This window comes from Nitrosococcus oceani ATCC 19707 (assembly GCF_000012805.1).
Lineage (GTDB): Bacteria > Pseudomonadota > Gammaproteobacteria > Nitrosococcales > Nitrosococcaceae > Nitrosococcus > Nitrosococcus oceani.
Genome location: NC_007484.1, coordinates 2,937,941 through 2,962,320, shown reverse-complemented (window position 1 = coordinate 2,962,320; position 24,380 = coordinate 2,937,941). Strand labels below are relative to the sequence as shown.

Genomic DNA, 24,380 nt, shown 5'->3' with positions numbered 1-24,380 from the left:
TTACTCTTGTTCCATCAGGCTTCCAACTATTTTATAAAGAAAAATACGGTAATTTTCCATGCTATGAATGCTAATGTTTTCGTCAGGTTGGTGGGCTTCCTGAATACTGCCCGGGCCGCAAACCACGGTGGGAAGCCCAGCTTGCTGATATAGCCCCGCTTCTGTCATGAAAGGGGCGGTGCCAATTTTCCCCTCTTCCAGAAATCCCTTCAGCCAAGTGGCGATTTCCCGATTGGATTCGGATTTAAGCCCAGGAACAGCAGTTTTAATATGGTTTTCTACCTCAATTCCAGGTATTTGTTTTCTTAGGGAGCAGATCAGATGTTCCCATGCCTCGTTGAGTTGAGCTGGATTTTGGGAAGGCAGGGTACGGCATTCCCAATCGAATTGACAATGCTCCGGAATGATATTGATAGCAGTTCCGCCCTGGATGGTGCCCACATTGAAGGTGGCTGCTGGGGGATTGAAGTCTCTGTTCTCTTCTGGGGGCAGAATTTCCTCTAGGGCGGCAATTAGTTTAGAGGCAAACACAATGGCGCTGGCGCCTAACTGAGGGCAGCTTGAATGGGCCGGTTTTCCTCTGATATGGGTGGTGGTGATTTGAATGCTTTTGTGTGCTGTGACCAGTTCCATATCGGTGGGTTCACCGATTAAAACAAAGCGGGGCGGGGGAGACAGGGTTTTTAAATACCCGATAAGCGCTTTAGCACCCCCGCAACCGATTTCCTCATCGTAAGTAAAACAGAGATAGAGGGGGTATCGCAGACGATGGCTCTCGATAGAGGCCGCCACCTCCAGCGCCAAAGCCAGAAACCCTTTCATATCGGAGGTTCCCCTGCCATACAGACAACCATTCTTTTTAATTAGCCGGAATGGATCGTTGGTCCAGGCTTGCTGGTCTACCGGGACCACATCGGTATGGCCGGCTAGCATCAGGCCGCCCTTCTTGTCGGGTCCAATCCTGGCCATGAGGTTTGCCTTATTTCTTTGCTTATTATAAAAACGCTGGGTTTGAAAACCCCGGCTGTTGAGAAAATCTTCGCTATAGTCGATGAGGGGCAGATTAGTTTCCCTTGAAATGGTAGGAAATCTAATCAGTTTTTCCAAGATATGGAGATAAGGAGCCTCGTCATTTTCCATTAGGGGGCGTTATCCTCGTTCATGTTTCGGATCTTTTGCGCAAAATCTTGCACTTCCTCCGCCGTGGTATCAAATGAGGTCATCCAGCGCACTACCGTGCTAGCCGAGTCCCAGACCGCAAAGGCATAATGTTGTTGTAAACAGGGTACCCAAGAGGGAGGTATTCGGGCAAATATCCCGTTGGTTTCTACGGGGACGACAAGTTCCACCTGCGGGATATTCTTGAGTTCTCGTTCCAGTAAAGCCGCCATTTCATTGGCGTGCTGCGCATTTTTCCACCAGAGATCGTTGATTAATAGAGCTAAAAATTGAGCTGAGATAAAACGCATTTTGGAGGCTAGTTGCATGCTTTGTTTACGGTAGAAGCCGGTTTTTTTCGCCAACTGGGGATCGAAGAAAACAATCGCTTCAGCTGCTAGCAGCCCATTTTTGGTGCCACCAAAGGAAAGTACATCCACGCCCACATCTGCGGTCATCTCTTTTAGGCTTAAATTGAGTCGGGCAGCGGCGTTACTTAACCGAGCCCCATCCATGTGTAGCAGCAACCCTTGCTCATGGCAGAAATCCGCCAGGGTTTTGATCTCTGCAGGAGTATAGATAGTCCCCCATTCCGTGCATTGGGTAATGGAAAGGACTTTCGGCTGGACGCGATGGACCATAGCCGTGTCGCGCAATAGTGGCGCTACAGTTGCTACGCTTAGCTTGCCTTGCTGAGTTTGGGCGATTAGCAGCTTTGATCCCAGGAATTTTTCCGGCGCTCCGCATTCGTCCCGGTGGAGGTGGGCACAGTCGGCACAAATAACAGCCTCGAAGGAAGATAGGACGCTTTGCAGGGCAATGACGTTGGCGGCGGTGCCAGTCAGTACAAAAAATGTCTCAGTCTGTGCCCCGAAGTGCTGTTTGAATAGCTGGAGAGCCTGCTGCGTTAAGGAATCGTTGCCATAAGCAATGGCGTGGCCGCGGCTAGCCCTTTCCAGCATGGCGATGACTTCTGGGTGTATACCGGCTGCGTTGTCGCTGATAAAATGCCGTTCTCCCATCCCCAGACTTACCTCCGCAATACAGTGACCGTTTTGGTTTCCGTGTAGGCATCCAGGGCTTGTTCGCCTAGTTCCCGGCCGAGCCCGGATAGTTTAAAGCCGCCAAAAGGCGCCGCTGGATCGACAATATTGTAGCAGTTGACCCAGACGGTTCCCGCTTTTACCCCTGCGGCTACCGCGTTGGCTTTGTCGATATCTTGGGTCCATACGGCCGCCGCGAGGCCAAACGGGGTGTTATTGGCTTTTTCAATGACCTCATTAATGTTCTTGAAGCGTAGCACACTAGCCACTGGCCCAAAAATCTCGTCCGTTGCGATGGCCATATTTTCATTGACTTCCTTGAAGATGGTGGGTTGGATAAAATAACCTCGCTCAAAGGCCCGCTCGCCGCCGGTGACACATTCCGCGCCTTGCTCCTTGCCAAGGGCGATATAGTGCATGATTTTATCGAACTGGGCCTTGTCGATCTGGGCTCCATGCTCGGTAGCGGGATCGAAGGGATCGCCCAGTTTACGCTTGGCTGCCTTCTCGGCAAATTGCTCCACGAATTCATCATAAATATTGTTTTGTACAAAGGCGCGGCTACCCGCACAACAATTTTGTCCTTGATTTAGAAAAATAGCCCCAAAGGAACCCGTAATAGCTTCTTCGAGATTAGCATCATTAAAGATGATGTTAGGGCTTTTACCTCCCAGCTCAAAGGACAGGCGTTTCATGCTGTTGACTGTGGCCTGCTTAATCGTTTGGGCGGTTTTATATTCTCCCGTGAAGGCGATTTTCTCAACCAGAGGGTGCTGTACCAGGGCTGCGCCCGCCGTAGGGCCAAAACCGGGCACGATATTGAGGACTCCCGGGGGAATACCTGCCTCCAGGGCCAACTCACCGGCACGAAGGGCCGTCAGGGGAGTTTGTTCCGCCGGCTTTAGAATAGCGGTGCAGCCGGTGGCTAGGGCAGGGCCTAACTTCCAAGCCGCCATTGCCAGAGGAAAATTCCAGGGAATGATGAGCCCGCAAACCCCCACCGGCTCCCGGCGCGTATAAGTGAAGAAAGGCCCGGAAATAGGAATGGTTTTACCATGGATTTTATCCGCCCAGCCGGCAAAATAACGAAGCGTAGCCGCGGCGCTGGGAATATCGTAGCCTAGGGCCTCGTTGATGGGTTTCCCATTGTCCAAGACTTCAAGTTTAGCTAGCTCTTCCATATGAGCTTCAATCAAATCGGCCCACTTCAACATTCGGCGGCCCCGTTCCCGTGCGTCCATCCGATGCCAGGGGCCGCTATCGAAAGCTTTGCGGGCTGCTTGAACCGCCAGGTCAATATCTTCCGCATCGCCCTCCGCCACCTGGGCAATGACTTCTTCAGTAGCGGGATCGATGGTGGCAAAGGTCTTACCGCTGAGGCTGTCGCAAAATTTGCCATCAATCAGCAAGCGCGTTTGGCGTACCTCTACCTGCGCTTTGTGGGTGAGGGGCAATGGGGATGACTGGCTCATAGAGTAGAGCTCCTTAAATTCGGGTTAATTCGCATTGTTCCGTTTTTTTATCAACGGGACTGGCATGCTCCCTTTGCGGTGACGCTTCCTCCCTTAGTAGAGAGTTTAGCTGCTAGCTATACATGAGAGACAGATATTTTTCAGCTTTGTCGCAGAGGAACGTGAGGACGGTTTTGATTTCAGGATTGCGGCGCCTGATCTCCTGGGCCGCCCAAACATTAGCCCCGGAACTTGGACCAACAAAGAGGCCCCGTTTCCGCGCAAGTTCCTTGGAGACTTCAATCGCCGTCTCACTTTCCACAGAGACGATTTCATCGATTTCGCTCCGATGGCGCTGATAGATGGTCGGAACAAAACCATCGGAAATGCCTTCAATCTGGTGATCAGCTACAATGCAACATTCAAGGGTGCGGGATTCCTTGGGCTCCATAGCGTAAACTTTGAGTTGGTCGTTGTGCCATTGGCGCAAGGCTTGGGAAACGCCGATCAGGGTGCCGCCGGTACCAACGCCCTGGACGATAGCATCGATCCGCATGGTTTCCGGGATCTGGGCAATGATCTCCTGGCCGAGCCAGTCCCGGTTTTCATCCACATTCCATTCATTATCGAATTGCCGAGGACAATAATAACCTTCCTGGGCGCCAAGTTCCTGGGCTGCGCGTAGGGCGTCATTGACCTGAAAATGGCCGACGAATTTTATTTCGGCGCCCAGGCCGCGGGAAATTTTGACTCTCTCGGAAGTATAGCCAGCCGGCATGACTACTATCATGCGGTAGCCTTTGATAGCTGCGACCATGCTCATGGCGTTCCCCGTGTTGCCGCTGGTGGCTTCGACGATGGTATCGCCGGGCCTCAGCAAACCTTCCATTTCCGCTTTTTCAATCATATATTTAGCTATCCGCGCCTTAATGGAGCCAGAAGGATTCAGAAATTCGCATTTGGCAAGAATGCCGTCTCCCATATCTAGCAAAGGTGTTTTGCCAATGGCGTCCAGAATTGTGTGGTTGATGGTCATATTAATGGCCTCGGTTCGGTGGACAATTGCAGGATTTTTTATTCAGGATAAGCTATTTGTTTTTCATGGCCTACCGAAAACGGTGCATCTAGGGTAGCGGATAGAGGTCTCATATATTTTCTGTCAGCAGATTTAATACTGCTCCATGGTCGGTAAAGCCAGCTTCCAAGGTATCTTCCGGCGTATTTCGATTGACCGGGGCGAACTTGAAAATTTGCAACAATTGTTTTATTTGCGATAGTGCTCTAGGGAAACTAACAGATTTTGCAGCGAGATAAAAAATCGTAGTAGCCAGCGTAAGTTTTATTTGTATCTCATTGTAAACTTTTGTTATGGGTAGATCGAAAGTAGAAAAAAGTTTATCGCAACCAAGGAACCGTTATTGGCAGTGGCAGCTGTGTTTTCTTCCCCAGGAAGCTTGCCCCGGTATCGGATTTTGAGCTTATTAACAAGCGAGTAGTTGTGATTCTTGTGGAGATATGATTAGTAGCCCTCCTGGGGAGAAAGATATTCCATGGATGCACCATGCCCTGGCCCTTGCCCGATATGCTGAAGAGGCGGGAGAAGTCCCGGTAGGGGCAGTAGTGGTGCAGGAAGGTGAAATGGTAGGTAAGGGTTGGAATTGTCCTATTAATAGTCATGATCCCACAGCCCATGCCGAAATCCAGGCCATTCGCGCAGCTAGCCAGAAGCTTGGTAATTACCGGTTAGTGGGGACAACCCTCTATGTAACGCTAGAGCCCTGCGCCATGTGTGCCGGCGCCATCATCCAGGCAAGAATTCAACGGGTGGTATTCGGCGCTTTTGATCCGAAGGGAGGGGCAGCGGGTAGTGCGCTGAATATTCTTCCTGGCGAGCGGCTTAACCACCAAGTTGAGTGCCAAGGGGGAGTTCTGGCAGAGTCCTGTGGGGCGATTCTATCCGCCTTTTTCCGGGCTCGGCGGTAATTTTGTACTAAAATCCTGGCAGAATGAACCCTTTTTTGCGCACGGCGCACACTGCTCGATATTCCCGGCGAGCACGTGTCTTTTTAGATGCGCCCTGCCTGCTGGCTTGCGGGGAAGTGTTATGTGCCCGCTATTAATAGAGATGCTAGGAGTGTGGGGTAGCATTTCAGCGTCATCCAGAGGGCAGCCATATCAGCACCCGTGGGGGGCCTTGTTCCAATAACTGCTCAGGGCCGTGTGCTTTGGGGGTGCTTAGAGCGGGTCCGTGTTTCTCTCTTTCTTGGAGAATCTCTTGCCCCCGCAATTGAGACCGGGCTAGTAAGTGGTCCTGGATAGTGCCCCCATGCATAATAATAACAGCCAGGGGGATTATGATTTCATTTTAAACAAAGCAGCGCTCAACCCCTTTATCTGCCTCCTTATTCATCTGCGCTTAACTCCCTTGATATGGCCTGCTCAAAGGCCAATCACTTTCTGTAAAAAAACCAAGCGCAAACTAAAGAAATATTATATCGAGCCTTGGCTTAGTCATTTCCCGCATCCTCACTCCACTAGCATGGCCTAAAATCTGTTTTAAACTCCTAAAAGGATGAGTCTAACTAAATGAAAATACTATATATATTTAGTATAGCTTACCTGCTAACTTAAGTGCCTCGGTGAAAATTTTGAAGCGTCCCTGGCATGGGTGAAACGGGAGACAGGAAACGCTCCGCAAGCCCTTTCTAGTCGAATTTAGCATGGGCTTACCTTTATCTCTGAAAGGGGATATGGGTTTGTTGTAAAAATCATACAAATAGATTCTTTAAGATAGCAAAATTTATCAAATATAACTTAGTGTAATTGCATGTTGATCAAATGCTCCCAATGGTATAAAACTTAAAGAAGATTATTTAACTATTGAAACAAGCTATTGAGGTAAAGAAAAATTAAATAAAAAATTTGTCCTGTCGGTAGGTAAGGGCAAGTGAACAGGGATGTCTGATAATATTGTTGCAAAAAACCTTGCAATGGCCGGTAAAGTGGTTAAAATGCCACAAACGCCTTAAACCTTGGGGTTTGGGGCATCGAATAATCATCAGTTTCTGTATAGTTAACAAAGGGGTATTTATGAATAATTTCAAAAAAACCAAACTTGCGGTAGCTGCGGCCGCCGCCATGGGACTTTCGCTGCCGGCGGGGGCTGTCGTCGTGGTAGGGGGAGAGAACGGTTGGGAAGTCAGCTTTGACGGTAATATCAACCAATTCTATGTCTGGACCGATCCGGATGCACGGCCTGGTGGAGTGGTGGGCGGTAATATGAATTTTGCGGACGAGAAGTCCAGCCGTTTTCGTACCGGGCTGATGCCGGCTCTGTTCAGCTTCAATGTGAAGGCTCCCACCTGGAATGGGTTGGACATAGGGGGGCGGGTCAGTTTTGCTGGTCAGACCAACAATGCCAATACCAAGAACAGCGATTTGGGTGTAAATGGTGGGTTTGGTGATTCGGGTATCGGTAAGGTAAGAAGTGATTCCACCTCTGATTTTGGCGGCAATCTTGAATTCCGGGAAGCCTTCTTTACCGTGGACGGGGCTTTCGGTCAAGTGCTTTTGGGTCGGACCTTATCCCTGTTCATGGGCAAGAATATCCTCACTGACCAGACCCTGTTTGGTGTGGGTGCCACCGGCAGTGTCCATGGGGGCGGTTTTACCTTGGGACGGATTGGTTATGGTTATCTTTATCCTAACTTTAACTCCCAGGTTCGCTGGACCAGCCCCGATATGATGGGTTTTAAGGTCTCCCTAGCGGCTGTGGACCCTTCCAAGGTCTGTGGTGAAGGAGCTGTCTTTGCAAGCGGTGCGAATTGTGCCACCGAGACTAACTCCCCCCGGGGCGAGGGCGAGATCAGTTATGCTGGCACCTTCAATAACGGCAGCTACCAGGTTTGGGGCTCTGGAATGTACCAGAACGTTAAACGCCAAAGTGTAGGCGGCGGCTTCGGGGATGACGATTTTAGTGTTTGGGGCTGGACTGCGGGTACCCAGGTCCAGTTCATGGGGTTTGAGGTCAATGGCTCCTACTACGATGGCGAGGGTCTGGGCACTTCCTTCCTCATGGATGCGGATTCCCTGGATGCCACGGGACAGAAACGGGATAATAAGGGTTGGTTGGTTCAGGGAGGCTACACTATCCTGGGTCATACTAAGGTGGCGGCGAGCTATGGCCGTTCGGAAGCGGATGAGACTTCCAATGACAGAAGCTGCCGCACTGGCGGCGGTTCCTGCGTAGGCGCTGGTGGAGCCCGGCTTGAGGAACAAAATTCCTATGTGGTAGGTATTTACCACGACGTTAACGCCAACTTGAAGTTGGTAGCGGAATACTCCCGGGTGGAGAATGAGTGGCACGGCGGCCAGGAACAAAAGGCTAATGTAGTGGGTGTTGGTGGTTACTTCTTCTGGTAAGTAAATAATCCTTGCAGCTAAAAAAGGGCGCCGCTATGGCGCCCCTTTTTTAGCTGCGCTCTTCGCTTCGCTTGAGGCGCTGGAAGAGGGTATGGTGGCACTTAGGGCAGGGCGGCAGGGGACTGGCCTGGTGAAAATGGAGCCGCTCGCCGCAATGTAGGCATGCAAAAGTCCCTATACCAATAATCTCTCCTGTCTGGTAATCTTGGGCATGGCGGGCCTGTTCTGCCCAGAGGGCCAACTCAAAGCGGGTTTTATCCGCGACTTGGGAAAAGGCGTCCAGCAGTTGCTCTTCAATGAGTTCAAGATCCAGCATGAGCCAGTCGCTCAGGGCCTTCCCAGTATCACTCAAGTACCTTGCCGCGTCTTCCAGATCGCGGCGGAGGTACTCTCCTAGCCGATCCGCTTCTTCCTGGCTCAGCTCGCCCGTTTCAACGGCTTTTTGCTTGGCGGCTTCGATACCTTTGGAGACCTCAGGTTCGTCTTTGCTTTCTTCCTCGCCTACGAGGGAGCGTACCCGGCTCACCATTTTATGGTAAGCGCGGGCAAGTCTAGCGTCTTTGTCCTGTGTATCCATCTTGGCTTTCCTTTTTTTCTAAAATACTATGAGTGATTAGCCTTCTTTATTAGGGATAATAGCAAAAGTTTCTCTCTGGAATATTTATTTTTGTTTTGAGGAGCATGTTTTATGAGGCTTTCAGTCCGTTGGGTTTTCTTTTTAGGTTTTTTTCTGTGCGCTTTAATGCTAGCGATAGCGGGCTATTTTCAATTTGTCGAGAACTTGGAGCCTTGCCCGCTCTGCATCTTATCCCGCGTGGCGGTATTGGCTATCGGGGGGGTGTTTTTAGTAGCTGCGCTTCATAATCCTAAAAGCTGGGGAATAAAAGTATATGCCTTATTGGGATTTGTAGTGACCCTAATCGGGATAGGCATAACGGGGCGTCATGTGTGGTTGCAGAGTCTTCCAGCCGATCAGGTGCCTGCTTGCGGTCCTGGGCTAAATTTTATGCTAGACAATTTCCCTTTGACCGAGACTCTGGAATTAGTATTCCGCGGTTCTGGAGAGTGTGCCGAAGTTCAATGGAGTTTTTTAGGGTTGACCATCCCCGGATGGACGTTGGTAGCTTTTCTGTTTTTAGGGGTAATAAGTCTATGGCAAATGGGACGGACAGGCGGCGGCGCAGGGAAATTGACCTAAAATGGTAAGGACAGTGTAGGATGGTGGTAACTGCTCCACTCGGGCCAATTGCCTAGAGCGCGCAGTAACCACTCCGAAGTATAAAGTTATAAAAGGACCAAAAAGGGGAGGGAAGAAAGGTAAGGCTAGCGGGCGCGATAGACAATTCGGCCTTTACTGAGATCATAGGGGGTTAATTGGACAGTTACTTTATCCCCGGTCAGGATACGAATGTAGTGCTTGCGCATTTTTCCAGAAATGTGGGCGGTAATGACATGACCGTTTTCCAATTCTACCCGAAACATGGTATTGGGCAGGGTATCTACCACTGTTCCTTCCATTTCGATGCTGTCTTCTTTTGCCATGCAGTTTCAATGATCTCCTGTTAATGGGTAAAATTGTTAGCGCTCGGATTTTATCATGTTTCCTTAAGAATGCTCCACTTTTTGTCTTGATAGACTTCTAATGGATGAAAAGCAGATTTATAGCTCATTTTATGGCTGTTTTTAATCCAGTATCCCAGGTAGACATAGGGAAGGTTAAGCGCTTTGGCTTCACCGATTTCCCACAGGATAATATAAGTCCCTAAACTGCGTTTTTTTGCGTTTGGGTCGAAAAAGCTATAAACCGCTGACAGCCCATCGGTGAGGGCATCTACAGCTGCGACGGCAAGTAGCTGTTCCTTGCCGTCGCGAAACTCAATTAGAGAAGTCTCATTCCAGCCACTGGCGATAAAGTTAAGATAATCCTCGGGCGTTGAATCGTCCATGCCGCCTTGAGGGTGACGGGTACCCAGATAGCGGCGGAAAAGGTCAAAGTGCTCGGCACGAAATTCCACAGGTCGGTAGCAAGCGCTTAAATCTTGGTTAAATTTCCAGGCCCGTCGCTGGCTCCGGTTAGGCCGAAATTGAGCCACCGGAATCCGCGCTGGTTGGCAGGCGGAACAATGGAGGCAGCGGGGCCGGTACACAAGGCGGCCACTGCGGCGGAATCCAAGGCGCACTAGGGTGCTATAGCGGGCAATATCCATAGCAGCTTCCGGATCGGCAAAAAGGTTGGTAGCAGTTTGGTCCGGCAGGTAGCTGCAAGGCTGGGGGGGGGAAAGGTAGAAGTCAAAATTCCAGTAGGAGGTCATAAGGAATTCTTTAAAAGGTCCGGGTCGAAGTGCCATGGCCTTTTGAGCGAGGGGCTATTAGAGAATTCATGAAGCCAGTGGAGAAACTTGTTCCGGGGAAGGGTTTGGGCACCCAGGCGTTGCAGGTGTTCAGATTGGATTTGACAATCAATGAGGGGAAAGCCCCACCGCTGGAGTTGGCGGCAGAGGTAGACGAATGCTATTTTAGAGGCGTCGGGGCGCTTGCTGAACATAGATTCGCCGAAAAAGATACGGCCTATGCTGACCCCATAGAGTCCTCCAATTAGCTCCTTGTCTTCCCAAGTTTCTACCGAATGTGCTATTCCCATTTCGTGGAGACGATTATAGGCGCTTTTCATTTCAGAAGTGATCCAGGTTCCCTCGCCATCCTGGCGGGGACTAGCGCAGGCTTGAATTACCCCGGGAAAGTCTAGATCTAACGTGACCTGATAGATTCCCCTGCGTAGCCGTTTGTGTAAACTTCGGGAAATATGCAGCTGTTGTGGGAATAAAATCAGGCGAGGATCAGGCGACCACCAGAGGATAGGTTGTCCCTGGTTGTACCAGGGAAAGATACCCTGTCTATAGGCCATTATAAGCCGTTCTGGTGAAAGATCGCCGCCAACAGCTAGCAGCCCGTTTGGTTCGGCCAGCGCTAGCCTAGGGTGGGGGAATGCGTTGGCTAGCCTATTAGAGTCAATACAATGAAATTCCTCCATGGGGGCTAATCCAAATATCGTAGTGAGATGAGAAAAAAAGCATTTGAATTAAACATGGATGTTTAATTCCCTCCAGCGAGAGTGCGAAACGAGGTGGCGCATCGAGCGCCGAGCTGCTTGCGTTTTGCCATGAATTTGCCATGAATTGGCGCTATGATTTTCTCGTTGCCACAAGCGCGACCTATCCTCGGGAGGAGGAGAAGTGATGCGCGTGGAGGGTGATACCCAACCGAGGGCCTTGCGCGCTAAGTCGTGGCCAGCCCGAGGTACCCGTTGAAGCGCGAATTCTCCAGGCTGATGAGGTTTTGTAGTAGAATAAAATTGCTATCAGTCATGGCGAAACTTCAAAACAAACAGTATACTGGCAATTCATAAGCCGTGCTAGTGCCTTAAAGATGCCGGCGACTTTGGAAGGCGTGGGATAGGGTGTTGCTATCAATGAATTCAAGCTCACCACCTAGAGGAACTCCATGGGCAATACGGGTGGTAGTGATCCCTCGAGTTTGCGCCAATTCACTGATGTAATAGGCGGTTGCTTCGCCCTCAACGGTTAGATTAGTGGCAAGGATAACCTCGCGAATTTGATCTGTATCCAATCGTTTTGCCAGCAAGTCCATACCCAATGCTTCGGGACCTACGCCATCAAGGGGAGATAGGTGCCCCATTAGAACGAAATATCTACCAGAATAGCTTGTTGCTTGCTCAATAGCTTGAACATCGCTGGGCATTTCCACAACACAAAGTTGCCCGCGATCCCGTCTGGAATCGGCACAGAGGGAGCATAGATCGGTTTCACTGAGGATGCGGCAAGTTTGGCAGTGCGTCATCTTGTCCAGCGCCTCCAACAATGCTTGGGCAAGGTGTCGTCCCCCTTCCCGATCAGATTCCAATAGGTGAAAGGCCATGCGCTGCGCGGATTTAGGGCCAACGCCGGGAAGGCAGCGCAGGGCCTCAAGGAGGCGTCCTAGGGAAAGGCCGAATAAACTCACGGAGAGAGATAGAGTTAAGATGCTAGATTAATTAGCTTAGAGAGGCAGTTTAAAGCCAGGGGGGAGCATGCCAGAGGTCATACTCGACATCTTTTCCTTCGATTGGGTTTCTACTTGACGCACAGCATCATTAATTGCCGCTGCTACCAAGTCTTCCACCATCTCCTTATCTTCCTGCCATAGTTCGCTGTGGATACTGATGCGTCGGCAGTCATAACGTCCAGTCATGACTATGCTGACCATGCCACCTCCTGCTTGACCAGTGACTTCCATGTTAGCCAACTCTTCCTGGGCTTTCTCCATATTTGACTGGAGCTGCTGGGCTTGTTTCATCAAATTGCCAAGTCCACCTTTCATTTCTCAAATCTCCTCGATGTAATATAATTCTAGTTCCTGGAATCAGGGTATTATTCCTGCTTGGGCTTAGTGAGGGGGCGAACGCTATCTAGCGGCAGCCGGGCATTGAAGGTTTCGCTAAGCGCCTTAATATTGGCATCGTTCTGAATAGATTCTACCGCAGCTTGTTGCCACGTTGCATCCTCCTGTTTGCGCCTGCTTGCTACCGTATCAGTGCCAAGGGTTGAATCTGCAATCCGAATAATTAATTGAATTGCTTCGCCATAATATTCCTCTAAAGCTTGTTGTAGCCGCTCTTCCGCCCGTTTGCTATGAAGGTTGGCCATACTGGGGGCGAGTTGTAAATATATAATACCCTCTTCACGCCGCTCTAAGGCACAGTTTTCCGCCAGCTGCCGTGCAATAGCGGTTAATTTCAACTGGGTAACTAGCCCTGGCCAATGATCGTTGCCTGATAGGGGGGGAGAGGTAGTTTCTTGCGCTAAGGGCGGATCAGACGAGGCCAACCCCGTTTTCTCTGGTTTAGGATTAGTCAATGCCTGACAAGAAGAAGCCCCATCGGCTGGGCGGAAACACAACATCCGTAGCAGAATCATCTCGAAGGCCGTATGGTGATCAGGGGCATAGGTTAAATCGCGGCTACCGATAAGCCCAATTTGGTAAAATAACTGAACCTCCTCAGGGGTTGTCCGGGCGGCAAGGCTAGAAAATATCCCTCGTTCATCTATATCGTCAACCGTATCTGGGGCGAGTTGATAAAGGGCGAGCCGCTGTAGTAAATGTAATAAATCTGCCAATATCGAGGATATATCTACCGAATAGGCGCAGATTTCCCGTACTTTCTCAATTAACCCTTGCCCATTACCGGCTAAAAGGGCGTCAAGCAAAATGAATAAATCTCCCTGTTCGATGCTGCCTAGCATAGTGCGCACGTCAGCTACCATCACTTGGCCCCTACCATAATTGATGGCCTGATCCAGAAGGCTAAGGGCATCCCGTACGCTGCCTTCGGCAGCACGGGCGATCAGCGTTAATGCGTAGGACTCCGAGGGAATCTCTTCCGCTTCCAGAATGCTATTTAGGTGCTCAGCGATGGCCTTGGGGGTAATCCGCCGCAGATTGAATTGGAGACAGCGGGAAAGGACGGTAACAGGTAATTTTTTGGGCTCGGTCGTAGCTAGCAAAAACTTAATATGGGGCGGCGGTTCTTCTAGGGTTTTGAGCAAGGCGTTAAAACTTGAAGTGGAGAACATGTGAACTTCATCAATAAGATAAACCTTATAGTGACCGCGGCTCGGTGCGTAATGAACATTTTCCAGTAATTCGCGGGTATCATCCACTCCGGTGCGAGAGGCAGCATCTACTTCGATTAGATCCACAAAATTTCCCCCATCAATTGCTTGGCAGTTCTGGCACTTTCCGCAGGGGGTCGATCTCACTCCCTCTTTACAATTAAGGGATTTGGCGAGAATACGGGCTAGAGTTGTTTTGCCTACTCCTCGAGTTCCAGTAAATAGAAAAGCATGATGTAAGCGGCCTTTATCAAGGCCATTAGTTAAAGCGCGGACTACATGCTCCTGGCCCACCACTTGGGTGAAGTCGCGGGGGCGCCATTTTCGTGCAAGGACTTGATAACTCATGAAATCCTAAATAAATGGCTTTCTGCCAGCAGCAATGATATACCGATTTATCATATTTTAGCTCTTAGCGTCGATTAATTCGGATAAAGTTTGGGAGAATTTCAATCGGGACAAGCTGTAAAAAGGGATAAAGTGTTTATTCTCTTAGCTTAAGGAAGCTATTTGCGCAAGCAAAATCTAGGGAATAAGCCTGGAAACTAATCCATGGTGGACAATTATAGAGGGAATAAGATATCTGGATTTAATAATGGCGGCGGCTCGTACTAGCCACACCCCGGCACACAAATCTGTTGTTACCGCTGCTCCCTTCCAGGCCTGACGGGGTTCACAACTTATTGTTGCGAGGGGACCAGCCGAGCCACCATTATGAGCTTCTCCATTATTTTGCGCTATGGTTCAAAATTAGACAAGGTTTATTTATGCTTGTAGTAATAATGAGCCTTGTAAAGATACGGTTAAGCTGTTAATGTTGCAGCTCAAAGCATTTTTGAGTATCCCACATCGGTATAGAGATGGGGAGGGCTTTGTTTCTATAGAGCTGAAGCGGACGCTATTGAACGAAGGTCCGGTTGTATATTTTGAAATAATGTTTGGACCCTAAAGCGACTTCTTTAGGGAGTTATCTTCCCTCCGCGTCATTTTGGTATCAATGTTCGCTGTGCCTTCATAACGAAGGCAAAGAATTTCCAAGCTCGTGCGCTCGAAGGGGGATCGGCAAGTAATAGTCGTCGCCAGTGAGGGCGGAAAATTCCCAAAAACCAAAAACGCAGCTGCTAAGACTAGCGAAGATGGCAGGGAAAGAAGCGACTTCGGAGTATGGCTGTCTAGCAAACTGGTTTGAGCATGGGAGGCTATAGGAAGGAGGGCTGCTTTTTAATATCCCTTCTTAATCTTCCAGTACAAAGTATCTGTTTTATATAAGATGCTTTTGTTTTAATCCGCGCCGGCTAATGGGATCTAAATTTTTACAAATGCCTAGATTAAGGTTTAAATTTGGCGGAGAGGGAGGGATTCGAACCCTCGATACGCGGTTAACGTATACACACTTTCCAGGCGTGCGCCTTCAACCGCTCGGCCACCTCTCCGAATATGGAGGCTTTTAAGGTTAACCCAAGAATGCCCTAGGGGCAACTTACAATAATACATATTTGGACGAATTTTCATCTTGCTGGAATTTCTATAGGGACTAGACGGGAAGTATTTTTGCTGATAGGTTCACAACTTAACTAAACACTGCCTTTCTAAAATAGCCAACTCGCTCAAATCTCCTTGTCGCGCTAGGACAGCTAACGTCTTTACGCCAATCATTCCACTTATTGTTTCATAAACAACTAGACCGACTTTCATGAATCTGACTGAACTCAAGACGAAGAGCGCTTCCGAACTCTTAGATATTGCCCAGTCCATGGGGCTAGAAGGTATTTCCCGCCTGCGCCGACAAGATCTTATCTTTGCACTTCTCAAAGCGCATGCGAAGAATGGCGAGGATATTTACGGCAACGGAGTATTAGAATTGCTCCAGGATGGATTTGGTTTTCTCCGCTCGGCCAGTGCCTCCTATCTTGCCGGGCCTGATGATATTTATGTCTCACCTAGCCAGATAAGGCGTTTTGGACTCCGTACTGGGGATACCGTTGAAGGTAAAATCCGACCTCCTAAAGAGGGAGAGCGCTATTTTGCCCTACTTAAGGTCAGCAGCATCAATTTTGAGCCGCCAGAGCAGTCTCGAAATAAAGTATTATTCGAGAATTTGACCCCTTTATTTGCTAATGAACGCTTAGTCTTGGAGCGGGGCAATGGGAGTACGGAGGATCTCACCCCTCGGGTAATAGATTTAGTGGTGCCGGTAGGTAAGGGGCAGCGAGGGCTCATTGTCTCTTCTCCCAAATCGGGAAAGACTGTGATGCTTCAGAATATTGCCCAATCCATCGCCGCTAACCATCCGGAATGCTATCTTATAGTGCTGCTTATCGATGAGCGGCCCGAAGAAGTAACGGAAATGGCCCGTTCGGTACGAGGTGAGGTTGTCTCTAGTACTTTCGACGAACCTGCAAGCCGTCATGTTCAAGTAGCGGAAATGGTAATAGAAAAAGCTAAGCGACTAGTAGAGCATAAGCGGGATGTTGTTATTTTACTCGATTCCATTACCCGTTTGGCCCGCGCTTATAATACGGTGATTCCTTCATCTGGCAAAGTCCTCACCGGGGGGGTCGATGCTAATGCGTTACAACGGCCAAAGCGTTTTTTTGGCGCAGCCCGCAATCTAGAGGAGGGAGGTAGTTTAACTATTATCGCCACTGCTCTTATTGATACCGGTTCACGCATGGACGATGTGATTTATGAAGAGTTCAAAGGCACTGGCAACATGGAGATCCATTTGGAGCGAAAACTTGCTGAAAAGCGAGTCTACCCCGCAATTAATATCAGCCGCTCGGGCACGCGGCGTGAAGAGCTCCTCACCAATCCAGAGAATCTGCAAAAAACATGGATTTTACACAAATTGCTTGCACCAATGGACGAGGCGGAAGCCATGGAGTTTTTGCTTAGTCGGCTCAAAGAAACCAAAACTAACGACGAATTTTTCAATTCCATGAAACGATAAAAATTTACTTTGTGCCATCGTTAGATTTTTAGGTTAAATATCTAGTCTCAAATAAGGGTATGTTTATTCGGCCGCCCGCGGTGTTTCTTATGGGGCCGACTGCCTCAGGGAAAACCGAATTAGCTTTGGCGCTTGCCGAGCGCCTGTCCTGCGAAATTATTAGTGTCGATTCAGCCCAAGTGTATTGCGGCATGGATATTGGTACTGCCAAGCCAAGCCTGGCGTTGCGTCACCGTTACCCCCATCACCTAATTGATATTCTTGATCCGGCGGAGACCTACTCGGCGGGACGCTTTCGCGCCGATGCTTTAACTCTAATGAAGGCTATCAGCAAACGAGGGCGAATCCCCCTCCTAGTAGGAGGAACTATGTTGTACTTTCACGCCCTAACTTATGGAATTTCCCCTCTTCCTCCGGCTGATCCGGAGGTTCGGGCCGCTATAGATAGGGAAGCAAACATGAAGGGTTGGAAGGCTTTGCACCGCCGCCTGGCCGAATTGGACCCCATGGCGGCGCAGCGCATCCATCACCATGACCCGCAGCGTATCCAACGTGCGTTGGAAGTCTTCCAATTGACGGGTAGGCCCTTAAGTGAGTTAATCGCTAATTCTCGAGAATCGGAGCTGCCCTATCGAGTGATTAAGCTAATTTTAGCGCCTGCCGAACGGATAGTTCTTCACAGCCGCATTGAGCGGCGCTTTCGGGCTATGTTGAAAGCAGGTTTTTTGGAGGAAGTTAAAGGCTTATTTATGCGCCCGGATCTCAGTCTAGGGCATTCTTCTATCCGTGCAGTGGGCTATCGTCAGGCCTGGCTTTATTTACAGGACCAATTTTCTTTCCCCACCATGGCTGAACAGGCTATTAGCGCAACTCGGCAGATGGCTAAGCGACAGTTGACTTGGCTGCGGCGGGAGAGCAACGCAATCCATGTTGATCCGGAAGAAAAGGATCATGTAGAGCAAGCATGGCGGCAGTTAGAAATGGCATTGGTTCAAGCTTCTTAAATTTGTCGCGCCTATCGGCGGGCCTATGCTAGACTTTATTTCGGGCTAGCGGATGGACAAGGCGGGAAAATTGAACTATAGAATGAGGCATAGTACTAAGCAAGTGTAGTTATTATGTAAGGAATAATGGATAAAAATGTAGATTTTGGTGGCAAAATAAACAACTCTTCGCTAGATAATTTATCTCCATAATTAATGGGGGGCGAGGGAGAAAACAATAATATTTTATAGTGCAATTATCTTGAAGCCGGATAGGCGCTTAGAACGCCTTCTCTCTGGCCTTATCTATCATTGAAAACAAGAATTACGAGGGAGAAAAGGCCAATGTCACGTGGGCAGTCGTTACAAGACCCATTCCTTAATGCTTTGCGTAAGGAGCGAGTTCCAGTCTCGATTTATCTTGTTAATGGAATTAAACTACAGGGACAGATTGAATCTTTTGATCAATTTGTTGTCCTGTTGAAAAATTCCGTTAGCCAGATGGTATATAAACATGCTATCTCTACTGTTGTTCCCGCGCGCAACGTTAAATTATCTAGCAACGAGGGAGAGAATATTCATCCTATTGGAGGGACGCGTTCTGCTGATGCCGATTAGGGCTGTATTTTATTTCAGGTTAGCCGGCAGGTTGCGGGAGGCCCGTGTTGTTTAGCCATTCTGAAGGCGGTAGGGGATATGATTATAGCGCGATCTTGGTCCATATTGATTTTCATGAACCTGCTTATCATGAGATGCAAGCAGAGTTTATCGAGCTCGTTTCCTCTACAGGGATAGAAATAGTTACGGTGCTTTCTGGAAAGCGCCAGAGTCCCCATTCTAAATATTTTATTGGCCGTGGTAAGGTGGATGAAATTCGTGTGTGGGTGGATGCTGAACAAGCAGATTTAGTAGTGTTTAATCATGATCTGAGTCCGTCTCAAGAGCGCAATCTAGAGCAATCCTTGCAGTGCCGGGTACTGGATCGGACGGAACTTATCCTAGATATTTTTTCCCAGCGGGCCCGCTCCCATGAAGGTAAATTGCAGGTAGAGTTAGCGCAGCTACAACACTTGTCTACTCGTTTAGTGCGAGGTTGGAGTCACTTGGAGCGCCAAAAGGGGGGCATCGGTTTGCGGGGACCGGGTGAAACCCAGCTGGAAACCGATCGTCGCTTGATTGGCAATCGTATCCGGCAGTTGCGTAAACGATTGGAGCGGGTGAGAAAACAGCGGGATCAGGGGCGCCGCTCGCGCCATAAAGCACGAGTACCTACAGTGTCTCTGGTAGGTTATACTAATGCTGGGAAGTCTACCTTATTTAATCGTTTAACAGCAGCTCGGGTTCTAGTAGATGATAGATTGTTTGCGACTTTGGATCCCACTTTGCGGCGTTTGCGGCTAGCACTGACTCAGCCTTTGATATTAGCTGATACCGTAGGTTTCATCCGTAATTTGCCCCATGATTTGGTAGAGGCTTTTCGCTCTACATTAGAGGAGACTCGTGATGCGGCCCTATTGCTCCATGTGATCGATGCTTCTTCGGAAGGGCGTTGTGATCTTATCGCCCAAGTGAATAAAGTTCTTCAAACGATAGGCGCAGAGGGAGTGCCTCAGCTAGAAGTTTATAATAAAATCGATCGAGTAGAGGGTTGCCAGCCGAGATTGGAAAGGGATGCTTCTGGCCGTGTTCATCGGGTATGGTTGTCGGCAACTAGCGGTGAAGGGCTTGAATTATTGCGGCAAGCATTAGCTGAATACTTTCCGGCGAAGAGGTCCGTGGACCCGCAGCAAGAAATTCATGCTTACCAGTAGCGAAACTCTTGCCGGCTAGAGTTATGTCCCTGTAGAATGTCAAATCATTGTCAGTATTTCTCCTTGTAAACAACTTGCAGGCATGTGGTTATGGATGTCTGCACCAACTATTTGGAGTAGGTAGATTAATGGCTTGGAATGAGCCGAACGGGAACAAAGATAAAGATCCTTGGAATAAAGAAGGGGATCAATGGGGCAAAGACGGCGACCGGCAAGGTCCTCCGGATCTTGATGAAGTTATCCGCAATCTAAAAGCCAAGCTTAGTGGGTTATTCGGTGGTAAGGGAGGTGGAGGCCCCGGTGGTGGCCGCCCAACTTTAGGCCGAGGGGGGAGCATTCTAGGATTAGCTCTATTAGTGCTAGTCCTTGCTGTAGCTTGGGGACTGTCGGGTATCTATATTGTTGCTCCTGCTGAGCGTGGAGTGGTATTGCGATTTGGCGAATACGTTGCTACTACTGAGCCAGGACCTCACTGGCACATTCCTTATCCTATTGAGAAGGTAGAGCTGGTTGATGTGGCGCAAATTCGAAGCTACGAGATTGGCTACCGTTCTACGGGTAGAGGACAAGCCGGGTCACCAGTGCCAACCGAGGCGCTGATGCTCACCCAAGACGAAAATATCGTAGATGTTCGGATTGCAGTCCAATATCGAGTTAAAGATGCGGCTAATTATTTATTTAATGTGCGTAATGCGGATACTAACCTACGCCAAGTGGTCGAAAGCGCCCTTCGGGAGGCTGTGGGTAAAAGTAAAATGGATTTTGTTTTGACCGAAGGGCGCAGTGATATCGTGCTTCGTACAGAGGAATTAGCGCAGCAGGTTTTGGATCAATACCATGCAGGGCTGATTATCACCAGTGTCAACATGCAAGATGCTCAACCGCCAGAACAAGTGCAGGCGGCCTTTGCGGATGCCATTAAGGCGCGGGAAGATCAGCAACGACTAAGAAACGAGGCCGAGGCGTACGCCAATGATATTATCCCTAGAGCACGTGGTGCCGCTTTCCGTAAGGTCCAGGAGGCGGAAGCTTATAAAAGCGAAGTTGTTGCCCTTGCGGGAGGTGAGACAGCCCGCTTTGAGCAGGTGTTGAAAGAATACCTAGATGCGCCGGAAATTACTGAAAAACGGCTTTATTTGGAAACCATGGAAACGGTAATGGAGCGCAGCCGCAAAGTTTTGGTGGACGTACCTGAGGGCACTAATGTCTTTTATCTTCCTCTGGACCGTATGGTAAACGAGGGAAATCCTAAGGAGCAGCGTCTTATTTCTCTTGATCGGTTATCTTCTTTTAACAGTGAAACCTCGGCCAGTGAGGAGCAGAGACGCCAGAATAGCAATGATGATAGCCGGAGTCGGAGGGGACGATGATGAGTAAAAGCTTTAGTATTTTAGCCGGTCTCCTGGCGCTCTTGCTTGTTATTGGGTCACAAAGTGTTTTTACTGTCAGTGAGCGGGAACGGGCTCTCTTGCTGTGGTTGGGTAAAATTGAGCGGTCGGATTTCGAGCCTGGTCTCCATTTTAAAGTGCCATTTTTTAATTCAGTACGTAAATTTGATGGCCGGATTCTTACCCTCGACGCAGAGACTGAACGCTATCTCACCGTTGAGAAGAAAAACGTTCTGGTCGACTCTTTTATGATGTGGCGGATTGGGGATGTAGCCCAGTATTATCGCTCCATGGGCGGAGATGAGAGCCGCGCTGCCCTGCGGCTTTCTCAAATCATTCGGGCCGATCTGCGCAGTGAATTCGGGCGGCGTACGGTGCAGGAAGTAATTTCTGGCGAGCGTTCCTTGATCATGGAACAGATGCAACGGCGAGCTAACAAGGAAGCCGAAGCTTTTGGAATTACTATTGCTGATGTACGCATCAAGCGTGTTGATTTGCCCAAAGATGTGAGTAGTTCGGTTTATGCCCGTATGGAGGCTGAGCGGGAGCGGGTCGCCAAGGAGCTACGTTCACAAGGTGCTGAGACGGCTGAGCGTATACGCTCAGAGGCGGATCGACAGCGTACTATTATTTTGGCCAACGCCCAAAAAGAGGCTGAAAATATTCGAGGTGCGGGGGACGCTATAGCAACTGATATTTATGCGGAAACTTTCGACCAAGACCCAGAATTTTATGCTCTTTATCGTAGCCTAGCAGCTTATCAGAAGGTTTTTTCTCAAGAGAGCCTGTTATTGCTAGAACCAAAGGGAGAATTTTTCCGTTTTTTCAATCCTAAGCTAGGGCTTGAAGAAGCAGAATCTAACTCCGGACTTGCTACACCAGAACCGGAATGAGAGAGGGGCGAGCTCTAAGTCGTGTGCGGATGCGAAGCGAGGCATCCGCCGCCGCCCCGTTCTTCTCTCTCGCCATAAATTCTAGTTAACTAGTAATGCCGATAACTGAACGTTGGCTCCTGCCTGAAGGAGTGGGCGAGCTTTTGCCTATCGAGGCGGAACAGATGGAGCGTGCGCGACGCGTACTCATCGATCTTTTCCATTCTTGGGGTTACGATCTGGTAGTGCCCCCTCTCATTGAGTATTTAGAATCTCTTCTTACGGGCGTGGGGACTGATTTAGAGTTGCAGACTTTTAAGCTTACGGATCAACTCACAGGCCGATTAATGGGGGTACGCGCCGATATTACCCCCCAAGTGGCTCGAATAGCAGCCCATTGTATTCAACGAAAGGGTGTTACCCGATTATGCTATATAGGCAGTGTGCTGCATACCTTATCGCAGGGGCTGGGGGGGACACGTAATCCAATCCAGGTGGGAGCTGAGCTCTACGGGCATAGCGGAACCGAAAGCGATCTGGAAGTCTTGCGGTTAGCCTTAGAGGCGCTAGACGTCGTAGGGGTTAAACAAGTTCATTTAGATCTAGGTCATGTAGGAATATTCCGCGATCTTGTATTGCAAGCGAACTTGTCGCCTGAGGAAGAATATGGTTTGTTTAATATTTTGCAGCGTAAGGCTCGAGATGAGATTGATACGATGCTGCGGAATAGAGATGTGGGCCCACAGCTTCGCCATATGTTTATGGCCTTAACGAGTCTTAATGGGGGCCGTGAGGTGCTTGACGAAGCGGAACAGGTTTTAGCAGGAAGCGGAGTGGAGCAAGCGTTAACAACCCTCAAGGAAGTGGCGACCCTGACTGATAAATATTTACCTCGTGTACCTATGCATTTCGATTTAGGTGAATTGAGAGGTTATCGCTACCATACGGGTCTTGTTTTTGCTGCCTATATTCCTGGTCGTGGACAGGCTGTTGCGCAGGGGGGGCGTTATGATGATATTGGGCAGGTATTTGGCCGGGCCCAGCCGGCAACGGGTTTTAGTATGGATTTAAAGGAATTAGTGACTCTTGGTAGTAGTACTACGACTACCCGCTTAGGAATTTTTGCTCCTTGGTCGGAGGCTCCCGGTTTTGAACGAGAGGTAGCCCGCTTACGCCAACAGGGGGAGCGCGTTGTCTATGGGTTTCCCGATACCGTTAGTAATTACGATGAATTGGGATGTGATCGGGAATTAGTGTTGAAGGCAAAGCAATGGCAAATTATAGAAATAAGGAAGTTGGGGCGTGGCTAAAAACGTCGTGGTGGTAGGTTGCCAGTGGGGCGATGAAGGCAAGGGAAAACTAGTCGATCTTCTAACCGATCGGGTTGGGGCAGTAGTCCGTTTTCAGGGTGGCCACAACGCGGGCCATACCTTAGTTATCAAAGGCAAGAAGACCATTCTACATCTTGTTCCTTCTGGTATATTGCGGAATAACGTATTATGTGTGATTGGTAATGGAGTTGTGCTCTCTCCTAGTGCTTTAATGGAAGAGATTAGGATGCTTGAGCAAGAGGGTGTGCCCGCCCAAGAACGCTTGAAGATTAGCCCCGCCTGTCCCCTTGTTTTACCGTACCATGTTGCTCTTGATCAAGCCAGGGAAACTGCTCGTGGTGAGAGGGCTATTGGGACCACTGGGCGCGGCATTGGCCCAGCTTACGAAGATAAAGTCGCGCGCCGCACCCTGCGGGTAGGTGATTTATCCGATGAAAATAGATTTGCAGCCAATCTGGCCGAAATTATGGACTATCATAATTTCATCCTACGGGACTATTATCAGGCTGAGGTTGTTAGTTATGAGCAGGTGCTAGAACAAGCCTTAGAATTTAAGGCAAAATTTAGCCATTTAGTTACCGATGTGCCAATGTTGCTCGCAAAACTTCGGCGAGAGGGTAAGAATATTTTGTTTGAAGGGGCTCAAGGGGCCTTTTTGGATATTGATCACGGTACTTATCCTTTTGTCACTTCTTCCAATACTACTGCTGGCAGTGCGGCCACGGGAAGCGGTGTAGGACCCCACGATCTGGACTGCGTTGTTGGAATCACCAAGGCCTATGCGACACGGGTTGGTCACGGTCCTTTCCCTACGGAGCTGGAGGATGATACGGGTGCTCATTTAGCTCAGCGGGGACAGGAATTTGGCGCTACTACCCATCGCCCTCGGCGTTGCGGTTGGTTGGATTTAGTGGCGCTACGGCGAGCCGCTATTATTAATAGCATTTCTAGTCTTTGCATCACTAAGCTGGATGTACTTGATGGTCTAAAGCGTTTATGTCTCTGCGTAGCCTATCATTATAATGAGGAACAATGTTCTGAAATGCCGCTTGATAGCGACGCCCTTGTTCGCTGTAAGCCTATCTATATGGAATTATTGGGCTGGCAAGAATCGACGGTTGGAATAACCGAATATGAGCAGTTACCGTTAGCCGCCCGTCTCTATCTTGAAAAGATAGAAGAGCTATCCGGCGTTCCTATTGATATTATCTCAACAGGAGCAGATCGAGAACAAACTATAATTTTGCGGGATCCCTACGGAATTTAGAATTTTTCCTTAACTATCAAAGTAGGTTAAATTAT

At 49.2% G+C, this 24,380-nt stretch carries 23 protein-coding genes, 1 tRNA gene and 1 other RNA gene; 11 read left to right on the top strand and 14 right to left on the bottom strand.

The window, feature by feature from the left end; translation table 11 throughout:
• The 4 genes from argE to NOC_RS13855 form a co-directional block, all read right to left on the bottom strand.
• On the bottom strand, positions 1-1,140 hold the full coding sequence (argE, locus tag NOC_RS13870; protein ID WP_002814353.1) for an acetylornithine deacetylase: 1,140 nt from the start codon (positions 1,138-1,140) through the stop codon (positions 1-3).
• Positions 1,140-2,180, bottom strand: a complete 1,041-nt coding sequence (locus NOC_RS13865) for a threonine aldolase family protein (protein ID WP_002814362.1) — start codon at positions 2,178-2,180, stop codon at positions 1,140-1,142. The genes argE and NOC_RS13865 overlap by 1 nt, the downstream gene beginning before the upstream one ends.
• An 8-nt stretch (positions 2,181-2,188) precedes the next feature.
• A complete protein-coding gene (locus tag NOC_RS13860) occupies positions 2,189-3,673 on the bottom strand; it encodes an aldehyde dehydrogenase family protein (protein WP_002814365.1) in 1,485 nt (494 codons plus the stop codon).
• Positions 3,674-3,785: 112 nt separating this feature from the next.
• Positions 3,786-4,688, bottom strand: a complete 903-nt coding sequence (locus NOC_RS13855) for a PLP-dependent cysteine synthase family protein (RefSeq protein ID WP_002814356.1) — start codon at positions 4,686-4,688, stop codon at positions 3,786-3,788.
• A gap of 479 nt (positions 4,689-5,167) precedes the next feature.
• On the opposite strand from NOC_RS13855, the gene tadA reads away from it, so the two are divergent.
• Entirely contained in the window at positions 5,168-5,635 is a 468-nt protein-coding gene (gene tadA, locus NOC_RS13850) for a tRNA adenosine(34) deaminase TadA (protein WP_002814349.1), read from the top strand.
• A 172-nt stretch (positions 5,636-5,807) separates the two neighbouring features.
• On the opposite strand, the gene NOC_RS17560 is transcribed toward tadA, so the two are convergent.
• Positions 5,808-5,984 carry a hypothetical protein gene (locus NOC_RS17560; protein ID WP_155814717.1) on the bottom strand — a complete coding sequence of 59 codons (177 nt, stop codon included), beginning with the start codon at positions 5,982-5,984 and terminating at the stop codon, positions 5,808-5,810.
• Positions 5,985-6,742: 758 nt separating this feature from the next.
• Between NOC_RS17560 and NOC_RS13840 the strand changes: the two genes are divergently transcribed.
• A complete protein-coding gene (locus NOC_RS13840; protein WP_011331013.1) occupies positions 6,743-8,074 on the top strand; it encodes a porin in 1,332 nt (443 codons plus the stop codon).
• Between the two features lie 49 nt (positions 8,075-8,123).
• Here the strand turns inward: NOC_RS13840 and NOC_RS13835 are convergent, their stop codons facing one another.
• Positions 8,124-8,651, bottom strand: coding sequence for a zinc ribbon-containing protein (locus tag NOC_RS13835; protein WP_004269201.1), 528 nt, complete (start codon positions 8,649-8,651; stop codon positions 8,124-8,126).
• A gap of 111 nt (positions 8,652-8,762) precedes the next feature.
• On the opposite strand from NOC_RS13835, the gene NOC_RS13830 reads away from it, so the two are divergent.
• Positions 8,763-9,272 (top strand): disulfide bond formation protein B, encoded by a 510-nt coding sequence (locus NOC_RS13830; protein ID WP_004164034.1) that lies wholly within the window; start codon positions 8,763-8,765, stop codon positions 9,270-9,272.
• A gap of 125 nt (positions 9,273-9,397) precedes the next feature.
• Here NOC_RS13830 and infA read toward each other — a convergent pair whose 3' ends face one another.
• The 8 genes from infA to NOC_RS13795 all read right to left on the bottom strand — a co-directional run bounded on the left by infA (position 9,398) and on the right by NOC_RS13795 (position 15,176).
• Positions 9,398-9,616: a translation initiation factor IF-1 gene (gene infA, locus NOC_RS13825; RefSeq protein WP_004269147.1), complete on the bottom strand. Its 219-nt coding sequence runs from the start codon at positions 9,614-9,616 to the stop codon at positions 9,398-9,400.
• 53 nt (positions 9,617-9,669) lie between these two features.
• A complete protein-coding gene (locus tag NOC_RS13820) occupies positions 9,670-10,386 on the bottom strand; it encodes an arginyltransferase (RefSeq protein ID WP_004269114.1) in 717 nt (238 codons plus the stop codon).
• Positions 10,383-11,105 (bottom strand): leucyl/phenylalanyl-tRNA--protein transferase, encoded by a 723-nt coding sequence (gene aat / locus NOC_RS13815; RefSeq protein ID WP_004269125.1) that lies wholly within the window; start codon positions 11,103-11,105, stop codon positions 10,383-10,385. Before aat ends, NOC_RS13820 begins: the two co-directional genes overlap by 4 nt.
• Positions 11,106-11,494: 389 nt before the next feature.
• Positions 11,495-12,094 (bottom strand): recombination mediator RecR, encoded by a 600-nt coding sequence (gene recR / locus NOC_RS13810; protein WP_004269128.1) that lies wholly within the window; start codon positions 12,092-12,094, stop codon positions 11,495-11,497.
• A gap of 36 nt (positions 12,095-12,130) precedes the next feature.
• On the bottom strand, positions 12,131-12,451 hold the full coding sequence (locus NOC_RS13805; RefSeq protein ID WP_004164015.1) for a YbaB/EbfC family nucleoid-associated protein: 321 nt from the start codon (positions 12,449-12,451) through the stop codon (positions 12,131-12,133).
• Between the two features lie 50 nt (positions 12,452-12,501).
• Complete coding sequence (gene dnaX / locus NOC_RS13800; RefSeq protein WP_004269149.1) at positions 12,502-14,091, bottom strand: DNA polymerase III subunit gamma/tau; 1,590 nt, start codon at positions 14,089-14,091, stop codon at positions 12,502-12,504.
• Between the two features lie 258 nt (positions 14,092-14,349).
• An RNA gene (gene ffs, locus NOC_RS16470) (signal recognition particle sRNA small type) lies at positions 14,350-14,446 on the bottom strand.
• Positions 14,447-15,085: 639 nt separating this feature from the next.
• Positions 15,086-15,176 (bottom strand) — tRNA-Ser (locus NOC_RS13795).
• Between the two features lie 260 nt (positions 15,177-15,436).
• On the opposite strand from NOC_RS13795, the gene rho reads away from it, so the two are divergent.
• From rho to NOC_RS13755, 8 genes are all read left to right on the top strand, one after another.
• A complete protein-coding gene (rho, locus tag NOC_RS13790) occupies positions 15,437-16,693 on the top strand; it encodes a transcription termination factor Rho (protein WP_004269132.1) in 1,257 nt (418 codons plus the stop codon).
• 59 nt (positions 16,694-16,752) lie between these two features.
• Complete coding sequence (miaA, locus tag NOC_RS13785) at positions 16,753-17,697, top strand: tRNA (adenosine(37)-N6)-dimethylallyltransferase MiaA (protein ID WP_004269116.1); 945 nt, start codon at positions 16,753-16,755, stop codon at positions 17,695-17,697.
• Between the two features lie 324 nt (positions 17,698-18,021).
• The gene (gene hfq / locus NOC_RS13780) at positions 18,022-18,294 is read left to right on the top strand and encodes an RNA chaperone Hfq (protein WP_011331012.1); all 273 of its coding nucleotides are present in this window, start codon (positions 18,022-18,024) and stop codon (positions 18,292-18,294) included.
• 44 nt (positions 18,295-18,338) lie between these two features.
• Complete coding sequence (gene hflX, locus NOC_RS13775; protein ID WP_004269186.1) at positions 18,339-19,487, top strand: ribosome rescue GTPase HflX; 1,149 nt, start codon at positions 18,339-18,341, stop codon at positions 19,485-19,487.
• Between the two features lie 128 nt (positions 19,488-19,615).
• A complete protein-coding gene (gene hflK / locus NOC_RS13770; protein ID WP_011331011.1) occupies positions 19,616-20,857 on the top strand; it encodes an FtsH protease activity modulator HflK in 1,242 nt (413 codons plus the stop codon).
• Positions 20,854-21,768: a protease modulator HflC gene (gene hflC, locus NOC_RS13765; protein ID WP_004269142.1), complete on the top strand. Its 915-nt coding sequence runs from the start codon at positions 20,854-20,856 to the stop codon at positions 21,766-21,768. Before hflK ends, hflC begins: the two co-directional genes overlap by 4 nt.
• A gap of 95 nt (positions 21,769-21,863) precedes the next feature.
• A complete protein-coding gene (locus tag NOC_RS13760) occupies positions 21,864-23,057 on the top strand; it encodes an ATP phosphoribosyltransferase regulatory subunit (RefSeq protein WP_004269163.1) in 1,194 nt (397 codons plus the stop codon).
• Positions 23,050-24,345, top strand: a complete 1,296-nt coding sequence (locus NOC_RS13755; protein WP_004269198.1) for an adenylosuccinate synthase — start codon at positions 23,050-23,052, stop codon at positions 24,343-24,345. Before NOC_RS13760 ends, NOC_RS13755 begins: the two co-directional genes overlap by 8 nt.
• Positions 24,346-24,380: the final 35 nt, after the last annotated feature.